15 protein-coding genes are annotated in these 16074 nt (G+C 67.9%); 10 read left to right on the top strand and 5 right to left on the bottom strand.

Going from position 1 to position 16074, the window contains the following annotated elements:
* Positions 1 to 344 precede the first annotated feature (344 nt).
* The gene (locus AC5JLE_RS10250) at positions 345 to 1073 is read right to left on the bottom strand and encodes a response regulator (protein ID WP_014647994.1); all 729 of its coding nucleotides are present in this window, start codon (positions 1071 to 1073) and stop codon (positions 345 to 347) included.
* A 127-nt stretch (positions 1074 to 1200) separates the two neighbouring features.
* On the opposite strand from AC5JLE_RS10250, the gene rlmD reads away from it, so the two are divergent.
* The 9 genes from rlmD (at position 1201) to AC5JLE_RS10205 (ending at position 8555) form a co-directional block, all read left to right on the top strand.
* Positions 1201 to 2535, top strand: coding sequence for a 23S rRNA (uracil(1939)-C(5))-methyltransferase RlmD (gene rlmD, locus AC5JLE_RS10245; RefSeq protein ID WP_496065269.1), 1335 nt, complete (start codon positions 1201 to 1203; stop codon positions 2533 to 2535).
* A gap of 34 nt (positions 2536 to 2569) precedes the next feature.
* Entirely contained in the window at positions 2570 to 3055 is a 486-nt protein-coding gene (locus AC5JLE_RS10240; RefSeq protein WP_496065268.1) for a CYTH domain-containing protein, read from the top strand.
* 115 nt (positions 3056 to 3170) lie between these two features.
* Positions 3171 to 3866, top strand: a complete 696-nt coding sequence (locus AC5JLE_RS10235; RefSeq protein WP_241884314.1) for a DsbA family oxidoreductase — start codon at positions 3171 to 3173, stop codon at positions 3864 to 3866.
* 159 nt (positions 3867 to 4025) lie between these two features.
* Positions 4026 to 5033: a beta-N-acetylhexosaminidase gene (nagZ, locus tag AC5JLE_RS10230; protein ID WP_049404721.1), complete on the top strand. Its 1008-nt coding sequence runs from the start codon at positions 4026 to 4028 to the stop codon at positions 5031 to 5033.
* Positions 5033 to 5587: a hypoxanthine-guanine phosphoribosyltransferase gene (locus AC5JLE_RS10225; RefSeq protein ID WP_014038078.1), complete on the top strand. Its 555-nt coding sequence runs from the start codon at positions 5033 to 5035 to the stop codon at positions 5585 to 5587. Before nagZ ends, AC5JLE_RS10225 begins: the two co-directional genes overlap by 1 nt.
* 82 nt (positions 5588 to 5669) lie before the next feature.
* Entirely contained in the window at positions 5670 to 6416 is a 747-nt protein-coding gene (locus AC5JLE_RS10220) for an S-methyl-5'-thioinosine phosphorylase (RefSeq protein WP_006461208.1), read from the top strand.
* 88 nt (positions 6417 to 6504) lie between these two features.
* Complete coding sequence (locus tag AC5JLE_RS10215; RefSeq protein WP_005410590.1) at positions 6505 to 6711, top strand: cold-shock protein; 207 nt, start codon at positions 6505 to 6507, stop codon at positions 6709 to 6711.
* A gap of 125 nt (positions 6712 to 6836) precedes the next feature.
* Entirely contained in the window at positions 6837 to 8105 is a 1269-nt protein-coding gene (locus tag AC5JLE_RS10210) for an FAD-dependent oxidoreductase (protein ID WP_496065267.1), read from the top strand.
* 180 nt (positions 8106 to 8285) lie between these two features.
* Positions 8286 to 8555 carry a hypothetical protein gene (locus AC5JLE_RS10205; RefSeq protein ID WP_014647988.1) on the top strand — a complete coding sequence of 90 codons (270 nt, stop codon included), beginning with the start codon at positions 8286 to 8288 and terminating at the stop codon, positions 8553 to 8555.
* 1 nt (position 8556) lies between these two features.
* On the opposite strand, the gene pdeM is transcribed toward AC5JLE_RS10205, so the two are convergent.
* Genes pdeM through AC5JLE_RS10185 form a run of 4 tightly spaced genes read right to left on the bottom strand, consistent with a single transcriptional unit; the run spans position 8557 to position 14246 of the window.
* Positions 8557 to 9198 (bottom strand): ligase-associated DNA damage response endonuclease PdeM, encoded by a 642-nt coding sequence (pdeM, locus tag AC5JLE_RS10200; RefSeq protein WP_032959004.1) that lies wholly within the window; start codon positions 9196 to 9198, stop codon positions 8557 to 8559.
* Positions 9188 to 11647 carry a ligase-associated DNA damage response DEXH box helicase gene (locus AC5JLE_RS10195; RefSeq protein ID WP_496065266.1) on the bottom strand — a complete coding sequence of 820 codons (2460 nt, stop codon included), beginning with the start codon at positions 11645 to 11647 and terminating at the stop codon, positions 9188 to 9190. Before AC5JLE_RS10195 ends, pdeM begins: the two co-directional genes overlap by 11 nt.
* Positions 11644 to 13251 carry an ATP-dependent DNA ligase gene (locus AC5JLE_RS10190; RefSeq protein ID WP_046431931.1) on the bottom strand — a complete coding sequence of 536 codons (1608 nt, stop codon included), beginning with the start codon at positions 13249 to 13251 and terminating at the stop codon, positions 11644 to 11646. Before AC5JLE_RS10190 ends, AC5JLE_RS10195 begins: the two co-directional genes overlap by 4 nt.
* The gene (locus AC5JLE_RS10185; RefSeq protein WP_046431930.1) at positions 13248 to 14246 is read right to left on the bottom strand and encodes a ligase-associated DNA damage response exonuclease; all 999 of its coding nucleotides are present in this window, start codon (positions 14244 to 14246) and stop codon (positions 13248 to 13250) included. The genes AC5JLE_RS10190 and AC5JLE_RS10185 overlap by 4 nt, the downstream gene beginning before the upstream one ends.
* Positions 14247 to 14359: 113 nt before the next feature.
* Between AC5JLE_RS10185 and AC5JLE_RS10180 the strand changes: the two genes are divergently transcribed.
* Positions 14360 to 15997: an acyl-CoA dehydrogenase family protein gene (locus AC5JLE_RS10180; RefSeq protein ID WP_197574748.1), complete on the top strand. Its 1638-nt coding sequence runs from the start codon at positions 14360 to 14362 to the stop codon at positions 15995 to 15997.
* The last annotated feature ends 77 nt before the right edge of the window (positions 15998 to 16074 follow it).

The raw sequence follows: 16074 nt of genomic DNA, 5'->3' as shown, positions 1-16074 counted from the left end.
CCTCCGACTGTGTTCGGCTTGGTGTGGCACGGGGGTGGGGCGGTATCCTTTTTCCGAAGTAAAACGGATCCGACCCCAGATTGATTTCGATATCTGACAGAAATTCATCCACGCATGGCGTGGATCTACCCGATCGCGGAAAACTGTAAGAGGTGGGGCGGTATCGGAGGGCGGGGTGTCAGCCGCATGGATGCGGCTGCCAAGCCCCCAAGGACGGGTTTACGGCGTCCCCGCCCTCCGATACCGCACCGCCAACCCACGGAATGCATGCCGTTGCTGTTGCTGTTGCCTTGGCTTGGCTTGAAGCCTCTGCGGGTGCAGGGCGCAGCCCTGCCGAAAAACCCTCAATGCAGCAGGGCAGCTACCGCGGCGCGGAACCCGTCCTGGGCCTGCCCGGACTCGGGTGCATGATGCAGCTGGCGCACCGCCCGGCCCAACCGTGCCGCCCCCACGAAGCCACAGCTCGCCTGCAACCGGTGCAACTGGCTGCGCAGCTGGCGCTCGTCGTGCTGGTCCACCGCCTGCTCGACCGCGTCGCGCACACCGGGCAACTCGGCCAGGAACAGCTCGCGCAGTGCGATCAGGTGGTTGCGCTGGCCGTTGAGTGCGGCCAATGCCGCAGTCTCGTCCCAGTCCTGAACGGCCAGCTCGACCGCGGCCGGGGCCTGTGCCACGAAGATTCCCGCCGGGCTGTTGACCAGCGCACGGCGCACGGCCTTCAGCAGCTGGTCGCGGCCCAGCGGCTTGACCAGGGTGTCGCTGAAACCGGCTTCGCGCAGGCGGGCGTGGATGGAGGTATCGCCGTCGGCCGTATGTGCCAGCGCCGGTGTGTCGGGATGTGAGCGGCGTAGCTCACGCAGCAGTTGCGCGCCATTGCCATCCGGCAGGTTGACGTCGATCAGCCACAGATCATGCGCGCCGGGTTCGGCACTGGCCAGGGCACTGGCCAGCGAATCTGCGGTATCCACATCCGCCGGTAACGTTTCCAACGCCGCCTTGAAAAAACCGCGGCTGATGATGTCGTCCTCGACAAGCAGGAAGCGGGGCCGTGCGGCCCGCGGGGTCATCTGCATCAGGGCTGCCTCCATGTCAGCTGGCCCAATCATCAAGCACGACGGCCACGGGCGCAAGCGGGTCCAGGCCCCGTCGGTCAGGATCTGCGACAATACGCCCCCATTTTTGCCCGCAGCCTGTTGCCACGTGGCCCGATCCCGTTCCCGCACTGACCGTACCCCATTCCAGACCGAGATCCTCGACCTCAGCCATGATGGTCGCGGTGTCGCCCGCCGTGAAGGCGAGGGCGGCAAGGTCACCTTCGTCAGCGGCGCGCTGCCCGGCGAGGTGGTGATGGCTGAACAGACTGCCCGCAGCCGCCATTTCGACGAGGCGCGCACCCTGGAGGTGCTGCAGGCCTCGCCGCAGCGGGTGACCCCCAAGTGCCCCCATTTCGGCACCTGCGCCGGCTGCGTGCTGCAGCACCTGGACGAAGACCAGCAGATCGTGGCCAAGCAGCGCGTGCTGATGGACAACCTGGAGCGGATCGGCCATGTGAAGCCGGGCACCGTGCTGGCGCCGCTGGTCGGCGAGAGCTGGGGCTACCGCCGCAAGGGCCGTTTCTCGGTGCGCCGGGTCGAAAAGAAGGACAAGACCCTGGTCGGCTTCCGTGAACAGGATCCGCGCTTCGTTGCCGACCTCAGCCAGTGCCTGACCGTGATCCCCGAGATCGGTACCAAGGTCGAGGCGCTGTCCACCTTCATCGAGTCACTCGATGGCAAGCGTGACATCCCGCAGATCGAATTCATCGCCGGTGACCAGGCCGTGGTCCTGACCCTTCGCCACCTGCAGCCGCTCAGCGATGCCGACCGCGCGGCCTGGGCGGCCTTCGGCCAGCAGCATGGCTTCGTGATCTACCTGCAGTCCGGCGGCGTGGATACCGTGCAGCCGCTGGACGGGCAGGGTGTGCCGCTGTCGTTCCGTCTGGCGCCGTGGGATGTCGAGCTGGCGTTCCGCCCGCTGGACTTCATCCAGGTCAATGCCAAGCTCAACGAGAAGATGATCGCCCACGCCCTGGACCTGCTGGAACCGGGTGAGGACGAGCGTGTACTGGACCTGTTCTGCGGCCTGGGCAACTTCACCCTGCCGCTGGCGCGCCGCGTGCGCGAGGTGGTTGGCGTGGAAGGCGATGCCGGCCTGGTGGCGCGTGCGCGTGAGAACGCCGAGCGCAACGGCCTGGCCAACGCGCAGTTCTTCAGCGCCGACCTGACCCAGGACCAGCGCAGCACCCCGTGGATGCGCCAGGGCTTTGACAAGCTGCTGCTGGACCCGCCGCGCTCGGGTGCGATCGAAGTGCTGCAGCAGCTGCCGCTGAAGCAGTTCAAGCGCATTGTCTACGTCAGCTGCCACCCGGGCTCGCTGGCGCGCGATGCCGGCTATCTGGTCAACGAACAGGGCTTCACCCTGGTCAGCGCCGGTGCCATGGACATGTTCCCGCATACCGCGCACGTGGAAAGCATCGCGGTGTTCGAGAAGCGCTGACAGGTTGTCATCACCCATCGCGCATAATGGCGCGATGGGCATCGAAATCGAACGCAAATTCCTCGTCAGCAGTGATGGCTGGCGCACCGCCGCGCATCGGGTGATCCCGATGGCGCAGGGCTACATCAACGACATGGGCGCGCTCGACCGCGGCACCCAGAACGCCTCGGTGCGCGTGCGCATCGAAGGCGACCACGCCGCGCTGAACCTGAAGTCGCGCACCATCGGCCATACCCGCCAGGAGTTCGACTACCCGATCCCGGTGGAGGATGCGCGCGCCCTGTTGGCGCTGTGCGTCGGTGGCCTGATCGACAAGCGCCGCCACCTGGTCGAACACGCCGGCCTGACCTGGGAGGTGGACGAGTTCCTCGGCGACAACGCCGGCCTGGTCGTGGCCGAAGTCGAGCTGGACAGCGCCGACCAGGCGATCGAACTGCCGGACTGGGTGGGTGCCGAAGTCACCGACGACGCGCGCTACTACAACGTCGCACTGGTCAGTCACCCCTATTCACAGTGGTGAAGCCCCCAAAAAAGGGGACGGAGGGGATTAAGTCGTCTTTACCCCAGCTGTGCTGGAAACGACTTAATCCCCTCCGTCCCCTTTTTTCGAGGGAGGCGGGCCCCATGTGGTGGGGATGAGAATCGACATCTACTCCGACGTGGTCTGCCCCTGGTGCTGGATCGGCAAGCATCGCTTCCAGCAGGGTGTGCAGTTGCTCGGCGCCAATGCGCCTGAACTCGATATCCACTGGCAGCCGTTCCAGCTGGACCCGGACGCGGACGCCACCCCGGTGCCGCTGCGCGAGGCCTATGTGCGCAAGTTCGGTGGCGTCGAGCGCACCGAGCAGATCCTCGGCCAGACCCAGACCACCGCGCGGGCCGAGGGCCTGCCGATGGATTTCAGCCAGGGCCAGGTGCGGGTGACCACGCTGCCGGCGCATCGGGTGTTGTGGCTGGCCGGCCAGCACGGCGTGCAGGATGCGGTCGGCGAAGCACTTTTCCGTGCCCACTTCGAGCATGGCCAGAATCTGGCCGATACTGCAGTGCTGGTGAAGGCCGGCGTGGCTGGCGGCCTGGACGGTGCTGAAATCGCGCAGATGCTGGGCTCCGACCGCGGCCTGGCCGAGGTCGAAGCCAGGCTGGCGCAGGTCCATGCACTGGGCATTTCCTCGGTGCCGACTTTCGTCATCGATGGGAAGTGGGCCATTTCCGGGGCCCAGCCGCCAGAGGCCTTCGCCAACGCCCTTCGCCAGATCGCAGCCGAACAGGGCGCCCCGGCAGCTTCGGCTGACGGCGACGAGGCCTGCGGCCCGGACGGCTGCAAGGTCTGAGCAGACCGGGGGCAGCCCCCCGCGGGAATCCGACCCCGGGGTCAGATCCCCGCAGGGGCTCTGACCCCACACTCCCCTTCGTCTGCCCCCTGCGCCTGTCGGCCGGTTCTGCGACAATGCGGCACTGCGCCATGCGGGCGCGCGTTGTGGAGATCGACCATGCTGCTGATCGGCGTTGCCGGCACCGAACTGACCGCCCAAGAACGTGACTGGCTGCAGCACGACGCCGTGGCCGGGGTGGTGCTGTTCAAGCGCAACTTCGCCTCGCGCCAGCAGGTGACCGATCTGAGTGCGGCGATCCGTGCCGCCGCCCCACGCCCGCAGCTGATCTGCGTGGACCAGGAAGGCGGCCGTGTGCAGCGTTTCCGCGAGGGCTACAGCGCGCTGCCGCCGCTGCAGGACATCGGCGCGCTGTACGCCGCCGACCCGCAGCAGGCGCTGGCCCTGGCCGAACAGCATGCCTGGCTGATGGCCAGCGAAGTACGTGCCAGCGGCCTCGACCTGAGTTTCGCGCCGGTGGTCGACCTTGGCCGCGGCAACCGCGCCATCGGCAACCGTGCCTTCAGTGAAGACCCGCAGGTGGTGGCCGCGTTCACCGCCGCCTATGTGCGCGGCATGCATGCGGTCGGCATGGCCGCCACGCTCAAGCATTTCCCCGGCCACGGCACCGTGCTGGAAGACACCCACGTCGATACCGCGATCGACCCGCGCGCGCTGGACGAACTGCGTGGGCAGGACCTGGTGCCGTTCCAGGCCGGCATCGCCGCCGGTGCCGATGCGGTGATGATGGCGCACGTGATCTATCCGCAGGTGGCGCCGGAGCCGGCCGGCTATTCCCCGCGCTGGATCCAGGACATCCTGCGTGGCGAGCTCGGCTTCCGTGGCGTGGTGTTCTCCGATGACATCGGCATGGCCGCCTCGCACAGCGCCGGTGGCGTGCCGGCACGCGTGCACGCGCATCTGGATGCGGGCTGCGACGTAGTGCTGGTCTGCCACCCGGAACTGGTCGATGAAGCCCTGCACGCGGTGCAGGGACGCTCCCTCAATACTGCTGCGCTGCTGGGCCTGCTTGGCCGCGGCGCGCTCGGCTGGGACGGCCTGCTGGCCGACGCCCGCCATGGCGACACCCAATCCCGTCTGCTTGAAACCCTTGGAAGAACCGTCTGATGCCCAACCTCACCATTTCCCAGGCCCTGGCCCAGGCTGACCTGCTGGTCGACCGCCCCACCATCGACAAGGCCATCGCTGGTATCGCCGACGCCATCGCGCGCGATTACAAGGGCGAGGTGCCGCTGTTCCTGTCCATCATGCATGGTGCGCTGCCGTTCGCCGGCCAGCTGGCGCTGGAACTGGGCGCGCGCGGCCAGGACGTGCAGTTCGATTACCTGCACGCGACCCGCTACCGTGGTGAAACCACCGGCGGAGACCTGGTCTGGAAGCACAAGCCGGCCACCTCGCTGTTCGGCCGCCGCGTGCTGCTGATCGACGACATCCTCGACGAGGGCTACACCCTGCAGGGCGTCCGCACCTGGTGCCTGGAGCAGGGCGCGACCGACGTGCGCATCGCCGCGATGACCGTGAAGAAGCACGACCGCGCACTGCCGGACGTGACCGCCGACTACGCCGGCATCGAGCTGCCGGACCGCTACGTGTTCGGCTTCGGCATGGACGTCAACGAGACCCTGCGCTGCGTGCCGGCGATCTACGCAATGAAGGAGTAACGGCGCAGCTGCCTGCGGCGCGTCTTCTTCCACCGCCGGCATCCTCGGGTGCCGGCGTTCGTCTTTCCATGGAGTGCTTTGAATGCAACAGATCGCCCTGGCCGTGATCGGCGGTACCGGTGTCTACAACCTGGCCAAGCTCGACGACGTGCAGACCCACGAGGTCGACACCCGCTTTGGCCGCCCGTCCGGCCCGGTGCGCGTGGGCACGCTGCTCGGCCATCGCGTGGCGTTCCTGGCGCGGCATGGCGAGGGGCACTCACTGCCGCCGCACAAGATCAACTACCGCGCCAACCTGGCCGCGCTGCAGCAGCTGGGCGCGCAGCGCGTGCTGGCATTGAACACGGTGGGTGGCATCACCGAAGACTTCGGTCCGCGCGTGCTGGCCTGCCCGGACCAGATCATCGACTACACCTGGGGCCGCATCAGCACGATCTGTGAAGAAGAAGGCACCGACGTGGTCCACGTCGATTTCGGCCACCCCTATACGCCGATGCTGCGCAGCAAGATCCTGGCGGCAGCGAAAGTGACCGGCGTCACGGTCCATGACGGTGGCTGCTACGGCGCGACGCAGGGCCCGCGCCTGGAGACCATCGCCGAGATCGCCCGCATGCGCCGTGACGGCTGCGACCTGGTAGGCATGACCGGCATGCCGGAGGCCGCGCTGGCACGCGAGCTGGGGCTGGATTACGCCTGCCTGGCAATCATCGCCAACTGGGCCGCCGGCTGCGGTGATGGCGAGGAGATTACGATGGCCGAAGTACTGGCGAACGTGCAGGCGGCCAGCAACGGACTTCCGGAACTGGTGGGCGAATTGGCGCGGGGGTGATTGTCTTCCCCGAGCAAGCTTTGCATACTCAGCTTGTGCGCGGGTTCAGCGTACACCACCCATTCATTGCATAAGGTCTCGCATCACCATGCCGAACGGTACCGTCAAGTGGTTCAACGACGCCAAGGGATTTGGCTTCATCTCGCCGGAGGATGGCAGCGCCGACGTGTTCGCGCACTTCTCCGCCATCAACTCCAAGGGCTTCCGCAGCCTGCAGGAAGGCCAGCGTGTCACCTATGACGTGACCCAGGGCCCGAAGGGTGCCCAGGCTTCGAACATCACGCCGGCCGAGTGATCCACTCGACAGTGCGTTGAAAACCCCGCTTCGGCGGGGTTTTTTTTGCGTCGCGACGGGCATTGCGGCGCTGTGGACAGGGTTCCAGGTGGCCATCCGGATTTGCGCTCGGGCACAATGCGCCGATGAAGGAACGACTGCGCATCGCCGTGATCGGCTACGGCACCGCTGGACAGGCATTGTCCATCCTGCTCTCTCGTGATGGCCACGAGGTGGAGATCTTCGAACGCGTGCCCTCGCCGGGGCCGGTTGGCGCCGGCTTCCTGCTGCAGCCCAGCGGCCTGCAGGTGCTGTGGCAGATGGGCCTGCTTGATGCCGTGCGCGCGCATGCGGCGCCGGTGCACCGTCTGCATGGCGATACGCCGTGCGAGCGCACGGTGATGGACATGCGCTATGACGGCCTGGATGCGCGCCTGCACGGCCTCGGCATGCAGCGTGGGGCGCTGTTCTCGCTGCTGGACGGGGCGCGTGCGGGTGCGGGCCAGCTGCATGCCGGCGTCACCATTGCCGCAGTGGATGCCGCACAGGGCCGCCTGCATGACAGTGAGGGCCGCATGCATGGGCCGTTCGACCTGGTGGTGGCCGCCGATGGTGCGGCTTCGACGCTGCGCGGCTCGATCGAAGGCGGCACCGGGCTGGACCGCGTGTATCCCTGGGGCGCACTGTGGTGCCTGCTGCCGGCCGAGGACTGGCCGCACCTGCAGGAGCTGCGGCAGCGCTACGTGGCCGCGCGCAAGATGATCGGGCTGCTGCCGGTCGGTACGCGGCCCGGTGATGACACGCCGCGCCTGAGCTTCTTCTGGAGCCTGCCACGCGCCGACTTCGAACGATGGCAGGCCGATGGCATGACGCCCTGGCTGGACGAGCTGCACGCGCTGTGGCCGCAGGCCAGCGCGCGCTTTGCGCATCTGCATGATGCCGGCCAGCTGGCGCGCGCGGTCTACCGTGACGCCGTGATGACGCGCTGGCATTGCGGCCGCATGGTGCTGGCCGGCGATGCCGCACATGCGATGAGCCCGCAGCTGGGGCAGGGCGTGAACATGGCGCTGCTCGATGCGCTGGCATTGCGCGATGCCGTGCGCGCACATGGCGGGGGAGGCGCTGCATTGCAGGCCTACCAGGCGCAGCGCAGGGCGCACGTTGCGGTCTACCAGCGCTGGAGCCGTTGGCTGACGCCGCTGTTCCAGTCTGATCGCGATGCCTGGGCAAAGGCGCGCGACGTGCTGCTCGGGCCGATGGGGCGCCTGCCGGGTGGGCGTGGCCACATGCTGCGCGTGCTCAGCGGTACGCAGCATGGCTGGTTCGGTTCGCTTGCGCTGGATCCGGCATTTGTCGACGCGTTGGCTGCAGGGGCGCAGATGCCTGGCATCTGCGCGATCACTGCGAATGCGTGAAGCGCGCTGTCACGCGAATTAACGGTTGCCTCACCGTGTATATGCGAGAAGTAGGTTGCACGCGATTGCGCGTCGCCCGTTTTCCTTTCCGTGATTGACATCGCGCGTGGCCCGGGCGGCGTTGCCGTTGCGGCCTGTCGCGGCCCGGACGTGCCGCCTGTTGTTGAAGAGGAGGACGCCATGTGGTTCGCGGTCGAGGAGCTGGAATCGGAAATCTGCAAGCTGCGCGGACTGTTGCAGATGCTGCACGAGGACCAGCCCGACGTACTGGAGGACGTGTTCGAATTCCATGTGGGCAGCTTGATCAGTCATGCATCGCCGGAGCACCACGGACGCATCCGCGCCTGCGCACAGGAGATGCTGGCGGCAATCCAGGCCTTGCCGCGGCGACGTGAAGTTGACACGCCTGAGTTCCAGTTGATGCCGCAGCTGGACATTCGTCCGGCCTGATTCAAGCCACTGGCAGTTCCACCAGGCCGTTTTCCACGCAGGCGATCATCTGTTCGCCGCTGGCGGGAGCAGGCACGATTCCGGCGGTGAACGCGGAAAAGGCCGGCAGGACCGTCATCCGCTCGCGCAGCCAGAAGGCCGGGAAGCGCCGGCGCAATGCGGGCAGTGCGACCTGCGGATGCAGGTGGCCTGCGACCACGTGCCACGCCGGGTCTGCGCACGGTTCATGGCGCAGCAGGAACGGCGCCAGCCGCACCTCCTCGTGGATCTGCACCTGCAGCTGGGCATGCGGTAGCTGCCGGTCATGATTTCCGCGCAGGACATGCACGTCCAGTGCGGTGTTGCGTTCGCGCCAGCCGAGCCATTGCTGGTACCAGGCGGCGCGATGCGCCGGCCCATGCAGGATGTCGCCCAGGATCCACAGTTCGCGGCAGGCGTGCCTGTCCAGCAGACCCTGCAGGCGTTGCAGGTCTTCGCCGGTTCCGCCGCTGGGCAGCGCGATGCCGGCGCGGCGGAACACATCGGCCTTGCCCAGGTGCAGGTCCGCGATCAGCAGCGCCTGCCGCGCCGGCCAGTAGAGTGCGCGTGCGCCCGCCAGGGTCACCGGTTCGCCGGCAAGCAGCAGCGGTATCTCATCGGCCATGGCGACGTTCCAGCTGCTGGGCCGCGCGTTGCACGCGGGTACGCCAGTCCTCGTTGCTGAACTGTCCGCGCAGGCGTTCGGCCCACAGTGGAAAGCCCAGGGGCGTCAGCGATGCAGGGCGCTGCATCGACATGCGTCGCGCGCCGATCCGGACCAGCACCTGGCGCAGCCCCGGCAGGTCAAGGCTGTCATGCAGCACTTCGCGTTCGGCCAGCGCCAGCAGCAGGTGCTCGGGGTCATGCTCGCGCAATACGTCGTACAGCAGGCCCGCCGAGGCCTGCAGCTGGCGCAGCGATCGCGGCATGCCCCCCGGCAGGCTGGGTACCAGCAGGCCTGCGACGCGCGCGATGCCACGGAACTGGCGCCGCGCAAGCTCGCCCAGGTTCACCGCCGCACGCAGATCGTCCAGCAGCTGATCGGTGGTGAACAACGCATGCCATTGCGCCGCGTCCAGGTCGATCGCCTGCGCCGGTGCCAGCACCAGGCCGTGATCATTCACGGCATAGCCGATGCTGTTGCGTTGCTGGCGGGTGCAGCGCAGTGCCAACAGGGCAGCCAGCGCCTCGTGCACGTGGCGTCCGGCGAAGGGATAGACGAAGAGGAACTGGCCTTCGCGGCGGCGTACGTCCTCCAGCAGCACGTGGTCCGGGCCGGGAAGCGCCGACACCTGCTGCTGAAGTGCCAGCAGCGGTGCCAGCCAGCGCGCTTCCGCACTGTCGTCGGCGCCTGACAGCACCGACTCCAGTTCGCCGCCGAGTGCCATCGACAGCGGCAACTGGCCTCCCTGCCAGCGGGGCACGACACCTTCACCGCGCCCTCGTGCCAGCCGCACGAAGGCGGTCATGTCGCGCAGCTGCACCAGCTCCAGCAGGCGCCCGGCGAACTGGAAGCGGTCTCCGCGGCGCAGGCGGCTGGCGAACTGTTCCTCCACGGCGCCGAGGCCGGCCCCGCGCAGGAACTGCACGCGCACGCTGCCATCGCTGCTGATGGTGCCGATCGACAGCCGGTGGCGTAGTGCCTGGCGCCGGTCGTGCATCCGGTAGCGGCCATCGGCGTCCTGCACGACCTTGTGGAAGTCAGGGTACTGGGCCAGGGCCTGGCCCCCCTGCACGATGAAAGTCAGCACGGCCTGCCACTGGTCCTCGGCCAGGGATGCGAACGCATGGGTGCGCCGGACCTGCGCCAGCAGCGAATCACCGTGGAAGCCACCGGCCAGGGCACGGCTGACCGCATGCTGGGCCAGAACGTCCAGCGACAGCATCGGCGGCCTGCGTGCTTCGACCACGCCTTCGGCCAGTGCGCGACGCACGGCTGCGTACTCGGCCAGTTCCAGCGCATGGCTCGGCACGCAGAGGATCGCGCCACTGGCACCGGGACGATGGCGCGCACGTCCGGCGCGCTGGCGCAGGCGGGCGACGCCCTTCGGGCTGCCCAGCTGCAGTACCTGTTCGACCTCGGGAAAGTCCACGCCGAGGTCGAGGCTGGAGGTGGCGACCACGCAGCGCAGCGTTCCTGCACGCAGCCCGTCCTCCACCTGCTGGCGCAGCGCCGGATCCAGCGAACCGTGGTGCAGCGCAAGCGTGTCGTGTTGCTCGGGCCAAACCGACGCCAGCGCCTGATGCCACAGTTCTGCCTGTGCACGGGTGTTGGTGAAGAGCAGGCTGCTGCGTGCCTGCATCAATGCGTCCAGCACCCGCGGCAGTTGGGCCAGGCCCAGGTGCCCGGCCCAGGGAAAGCGTTCACCGGGTTCGGGCAGCAGGCTGCGCACCGTGGTCGCACGCGGGCGCACGCCCTGCACGATCGGCGCGTCGGGCTGTCCGGGCAGCAGCACGTCGCGCGCCTCATCCAGATTGCCCAGCGTGGCCGACAGCCCCCACAGCTGCAATGCAGGCGCGGCATCGCGCAGCACGGCCAGATTCAACTGCAGCAGGACGCCGCGCTTGTTGCCCAGCAGTTCGTGCCATTCGTCCACCACCACGCAGCGCAGCTGGCGCATGCGCGGCAGCGTATCCGGATAGCTCAACAGCAGCGCCAGCGATTCCGGCGTCGTGACCAGTACGTCGATGCGGCCCTCGCGTGCCTGTCGTCGCTCGCGGTTGCTGGCGTCACCGCTGCGCAGGCCGACACGCCATCCAAGCTGCAACCCATCGACCACGGCCTGCAGCGCACGCGCGGTGTCGCTGGCCAACGCGCGCAAGGGCGTCACCCACAGCACCTGCAGCGGGCGTACCGCACCGGCGCGGCGGGGCGAAGGCGGTGGGTCGATCATGGCCTGCAGCAGCGGTCCCCCGAACATCGCCAGTGTCTTGCCGCTGCCTGTGGGCGTGTGCAGCAACCCGGATCCGCCGGCGAGATAGTGCCGCCACATCGCGCGCTGGAACGGCAACGAGCGCCAGCCTTTCGACGCGAACCAGTCTTCCAGCCGGCGTAGTGCCTGGCTGCGGTTCATCGCGCCAGCGCCTGCAGGGTAGCCAGCTGATCGGCCTCGCTGGCTGGCTTGTCGTGGCGCCAGCGCAGGATGCGTGGAAAGCGTACGGCGATACCGGACTTGTGCCGGCTGCTGCGGTTGACCGCCTCGAAGCCCAGTTCGAAGACGTGTTCGGGGCGTACGCTGCGCACCGGGCCAAAGCGCTCGCGGGTATTGGCGCGGATCCAGCGATCAAGCGCGAGGATCTCCTTGTCATCCAGGCCCGAATAGGCCTTGGCCACCGGTACCAGCGTGTCGCCGTCCCAGACGCCGAAGGTGTAGTCGGTGTACAACGTGCTGCGCCGCCCATGGCCGGCCTGCGCGTACAGGAGCACTGCATCGATGGTGAGCGGATCGACCTTCCATTTCCACCAGTCACCGCGGCGTCGCCCGGCCTGGTAGGGCGAGGCACGACGTTTCAGCATCAGCCCTTCCACGCCACGTTCGCGTGCCACATCGCGCATCGCCGCCGCCTGCGGCCAGTCTTCGGCGGCAACGTCGGGTGAGAGCTGGATCCGTGCATCACCCAGGGCACCGACGACGTCGGCAAGCCGTGCACGCCGTTCCCGCAACGGCAACTCACGCAGGTCCGCGCCATCGTGTTCCAGCAGGTCATAGGCGAGCACGCGCACCGGCGTGTTGCGCAGGGTAGCCGCACCGGGCTTGCGGCGCTGGATGCGGGTCTGCAGCGCGGTGAATGCACGCGGCAGGTCCGTGGCTTCGTCCCACGCCAGCAGCTCTCCGTCCAGCACGCAGCCATCGGGAAGCGCCATCGCCGCCTGTTCGATTTCGGGGAAGCGACCATCCAGCCGCTCTTCGCCGCGTGACCACAATGCGACCTCGCCGCGCCGGCGCAGCAGCTGCAGGCGGATGCCATCCCACTTCCATTCCAGCAGCCAATCTTCGATAGGGCCGAGGCGTTCGGCAGGATCGCCTTCCAGTGGCGAGGCGAGGAAGAACGGGTAGGGTTGCTGCCGGTCCAGTGGCAGCTCATCCGGCGACAGCAGCTGGCCCAGCAGTGCGGGCGAGGGCACCCACTCGCCAAGCATGCGCTGGGCGATGCGCGCGATGTCCAGCCCGGACCACTCCGCCAGTGCCTGCTGCACCAGCCGCTGCGAGACGCCAACGCGCAGGGCGCCGGTCAGCAGCTTGTTGAACACCAGGCGTTCGCTGCTGCACAGCTGCTGCCAGCCCGCGACGACCGCCGCACGGCGTACCGCTTCGGGCTGGTTGGCCACCGCCAGCAGATGCTGTTCGATCCAATCCGCCAACGCACGGTCGGCGGCCGGCTGGGATGGATCATCCAGCAGCAGGGTCAACGTTTCGGCCAGGTCACCGACCTGCGCATAGCTGTCTTCCACCAGCCATGGCGGCAAGCCGGATTCTTCGGCAATCCAGGCGCGCAGTTCGCCACTGGCGGCGATCTTGCGGCGTGCGCCGCCCACCTTGCCACCGCTGAGCAGGTACAGCGCCCACGCCGCATCGTGCGCGCCTGCCTGGCGGAAGTAATCGATCAATGCCGCACGCTTGTCCAGCGTGGCGGTGCTGCGGTCCAGGCGCTGGTAGAGCGCCGCGAAGGCCTTCATTCCTCGCTCCCGAAATCGGTACGGAAGGCTTCAGCCGCTACGCCGCGCTCGCGCAGGAAGGGAATCAACGCATCGGTATTGCCATGGGTGGCGATCACCCGCTGCGCGCCGGTCTGTTCGATGGTCTGCAGCAGTGCGGGCCAATCGGCGTGATCGGAAATGACGAAGCCACGATCGACGTTGCGGCGACGCCGGTTGCCGCGCAGCTGCATCCAGCCCGAGGCGAAGCCCAGCTGGTAGCGGCCGAAGCGGCGCATCCACGGTGTGCCGGCGGCCGAGGGCGGGGCGAGGATCAACTGGCCGGCGGCATCCGGCTGGCGACCCTGCTCGGCCACCGCCAGCGTCTCCAGCATTGGCACGTTGGCCTGCCGATACACCTCCACACCATTGGCGATGGCACCGTGCAGCCAGGCCGGGCGATCGTCCAGCGGCAGCAGTTCGGCCAGTACCCGTTGCGCCTTGCCCAGTGCATAGCACAGCAGGATGGCAGCTTCGCCGCGCTGTTCGCATTCGCGGCGCCACGCCACGATCTCCGCAGCGACGGTGGGCGTGTCCGGCCAACGATAGATCGGCAGGGCAAAGGTGGCCTCGGTGATGAAGGTATCGCAGGGCACCACTTCGAACGGCGCACAGGTTGGATCAGGCTGGCGCTTGTAGTCGCCGGACGCCACCCAGACCTGCTGCCCGTCGTCGATGCGCACCTGCGAAGATCCCAGTACATGGCCGGCGGGATGCAGCGATACCTGCACCCGGCCCAGGCGGAACGGCACGCCCTCGGCATGCGCCTGCACCGGCACATCGCCCAGGCGCCAGCGCAGGATCGGCAGGCTGCCGTCGCTGCAGTGGTATTCGCCCATGCCCGGGCGTGCGTGATCGCCGTGGCCATGGGTGATGACCGCGCGCGGGACCGGTCGCCAGGGATCGATGTGGAAATCACCGGCGGCGCAGTACAGCCCTTCGGGGCGCAGGACCACCAGATCGTCGTTGACTGCCATGCGGTCACTGTGGCCGGCCGCTCGTGCACAGGGTGAGAATCGGCCTGAACACGGGCTTGGCAGGCGATGCGGCACAATCGAACCGCAGATCTCTTGCCGCCAGGACGGACCGGATGAGTGGACCCAGCTTCAGCAGCAATGCGCCCTACGAAACCCATGTGGTGCTGAACCAGCCGCCGTCGTTCGCGGGGCGCCAGTTGTGGACCGATGACGTGGCGCTGATGGAGGCGGTGCAGCGCGAAGGCGCTGGCGGCTTTGCGCCGCGGCTGGCGGTCTATGGCGCGCTGGCGGGTGACGAACTGTACCGGCTCGGCTTCGATGCCAACCGCGATCGGCCGCGCCTGCGCACGCATGATGCGCAGGGCCATCGCATCGATACGGTGGAGTTCCATCCGGCCTATCACCAGTTGATGGGCACAGCGAAATCGCACGGGGTCGCCGGGTTGTCCTGGCACGAGCCGCAACCGGGCGGGCACGTCGCGCGCGCGGTGTTGAGCTACCTGCACCACCAGGCCGAGGCTGGCACCAGTTGCCCGTTGACGATGACCCATGCGGCAGTTGCAGTGCTGCACACGCAGCCGCACCTGGCCGAGTGGGCGCGCAAGGCCGCAGCGCCGGTCTATGACCCGCGCGATGTACCGGTGGCGGACAAGGCCGGCATCACGCTGGGCATGGGCATGACCGAGAAGCAGGGAGGCTCGGATGTGCGCGCCAACAGCACGCGCGCTGAACCGATCGATGGCCAGCGCTATCGCCTGGTCGGTCACAAGTGGTTCTTTTCCGCACCGATGTGCGATGGCTTCCTGGTGCTGGCGCAGGCGCCGGGAGGACTGACCTGCCTGCTGATGCCGCGCCGGCTGGCCGACGGCGACCGCAACGCATTCCGGTTGATGCGCTTGAAGGACAAGCTTGGCGATTGGGCCAATGCCTCCAGCGAAGTCGAGTTCTGCGGGGCACAGGCGTGGCGCGTGGGCGAGGAGGGGCGGGGCGTGGCCACCATCATCGGCATGGTGATGATGACCCGCCTGGACTGCATGCTGGGCGCGGCGGCGGAAATGCGCATGGCGCTGGCGCAGGCGCTGCATCACGCACGTCATCGCCGCACGTTCGGCAAGCTGCTGGTCGAGCATCCGTTGATGACCAATGTGCTGGCCGACCTGGCACTGGAGTCGGAAGCGGCCACAGTGCTGTCGATGCGCATCGCGCGTGCGGTGGACCGGGCCGGCGTGGATGCCAACGAAGCCGCGTTGGCGCGTGTGGGGACGGCGCTGGGCAAGTACTGGTTGTGCAAGCGCGCGCCGGCCTTCGTCAATGAAGCACAGGAATGCCTGGGCGGCGCGGGCTATGTGGAGGAATCGATGCTGCCGCGGCTGTACCGGCAGGCACCGTTGAATTCGATCTGGGAAGGAAGCGGCAACATCCAGTGTCTGGACGTGCTGCGCGCGCTGGCGCGCGAACCGGAGGCGCTGGCGGCGCTGCGCGCTGAACTGGCGGCGGTGGCCGATCGTGATGCGCGCTACGCAGCGGCTTTGCAGCGGTGGGCAGCAGCACCGCCACCGGATGAGTCGCAGGCGCGGCTGTTCTGCGAGCGCACAGTGCTGTTGTTGCAGGCCGCGCTGCTGTTGCGTGCGCAAAGTCCGATGGCAGAGGCATTCGTGCGCAGCCGGCTGCAAGCGGAGCATGGGCTGGTGTTCGGGACCCTGCCGACGGGCGTGGATCTGTCGGCGATGCTGGTGCGCGCGCTGCCGTAGGAGCGCCCACCACGGAATCAACGGAAAAAACGCAAAGCGAAAAGCAGAAAAGCCGCGGCAGTGCCGCGGCTTTTCCT

The organism is Stenotrophomonas sp. (assembly GCF_059505245.1).
This window is presented reverse-complemented; position numbering and strand designations above follow the sequence as displayed.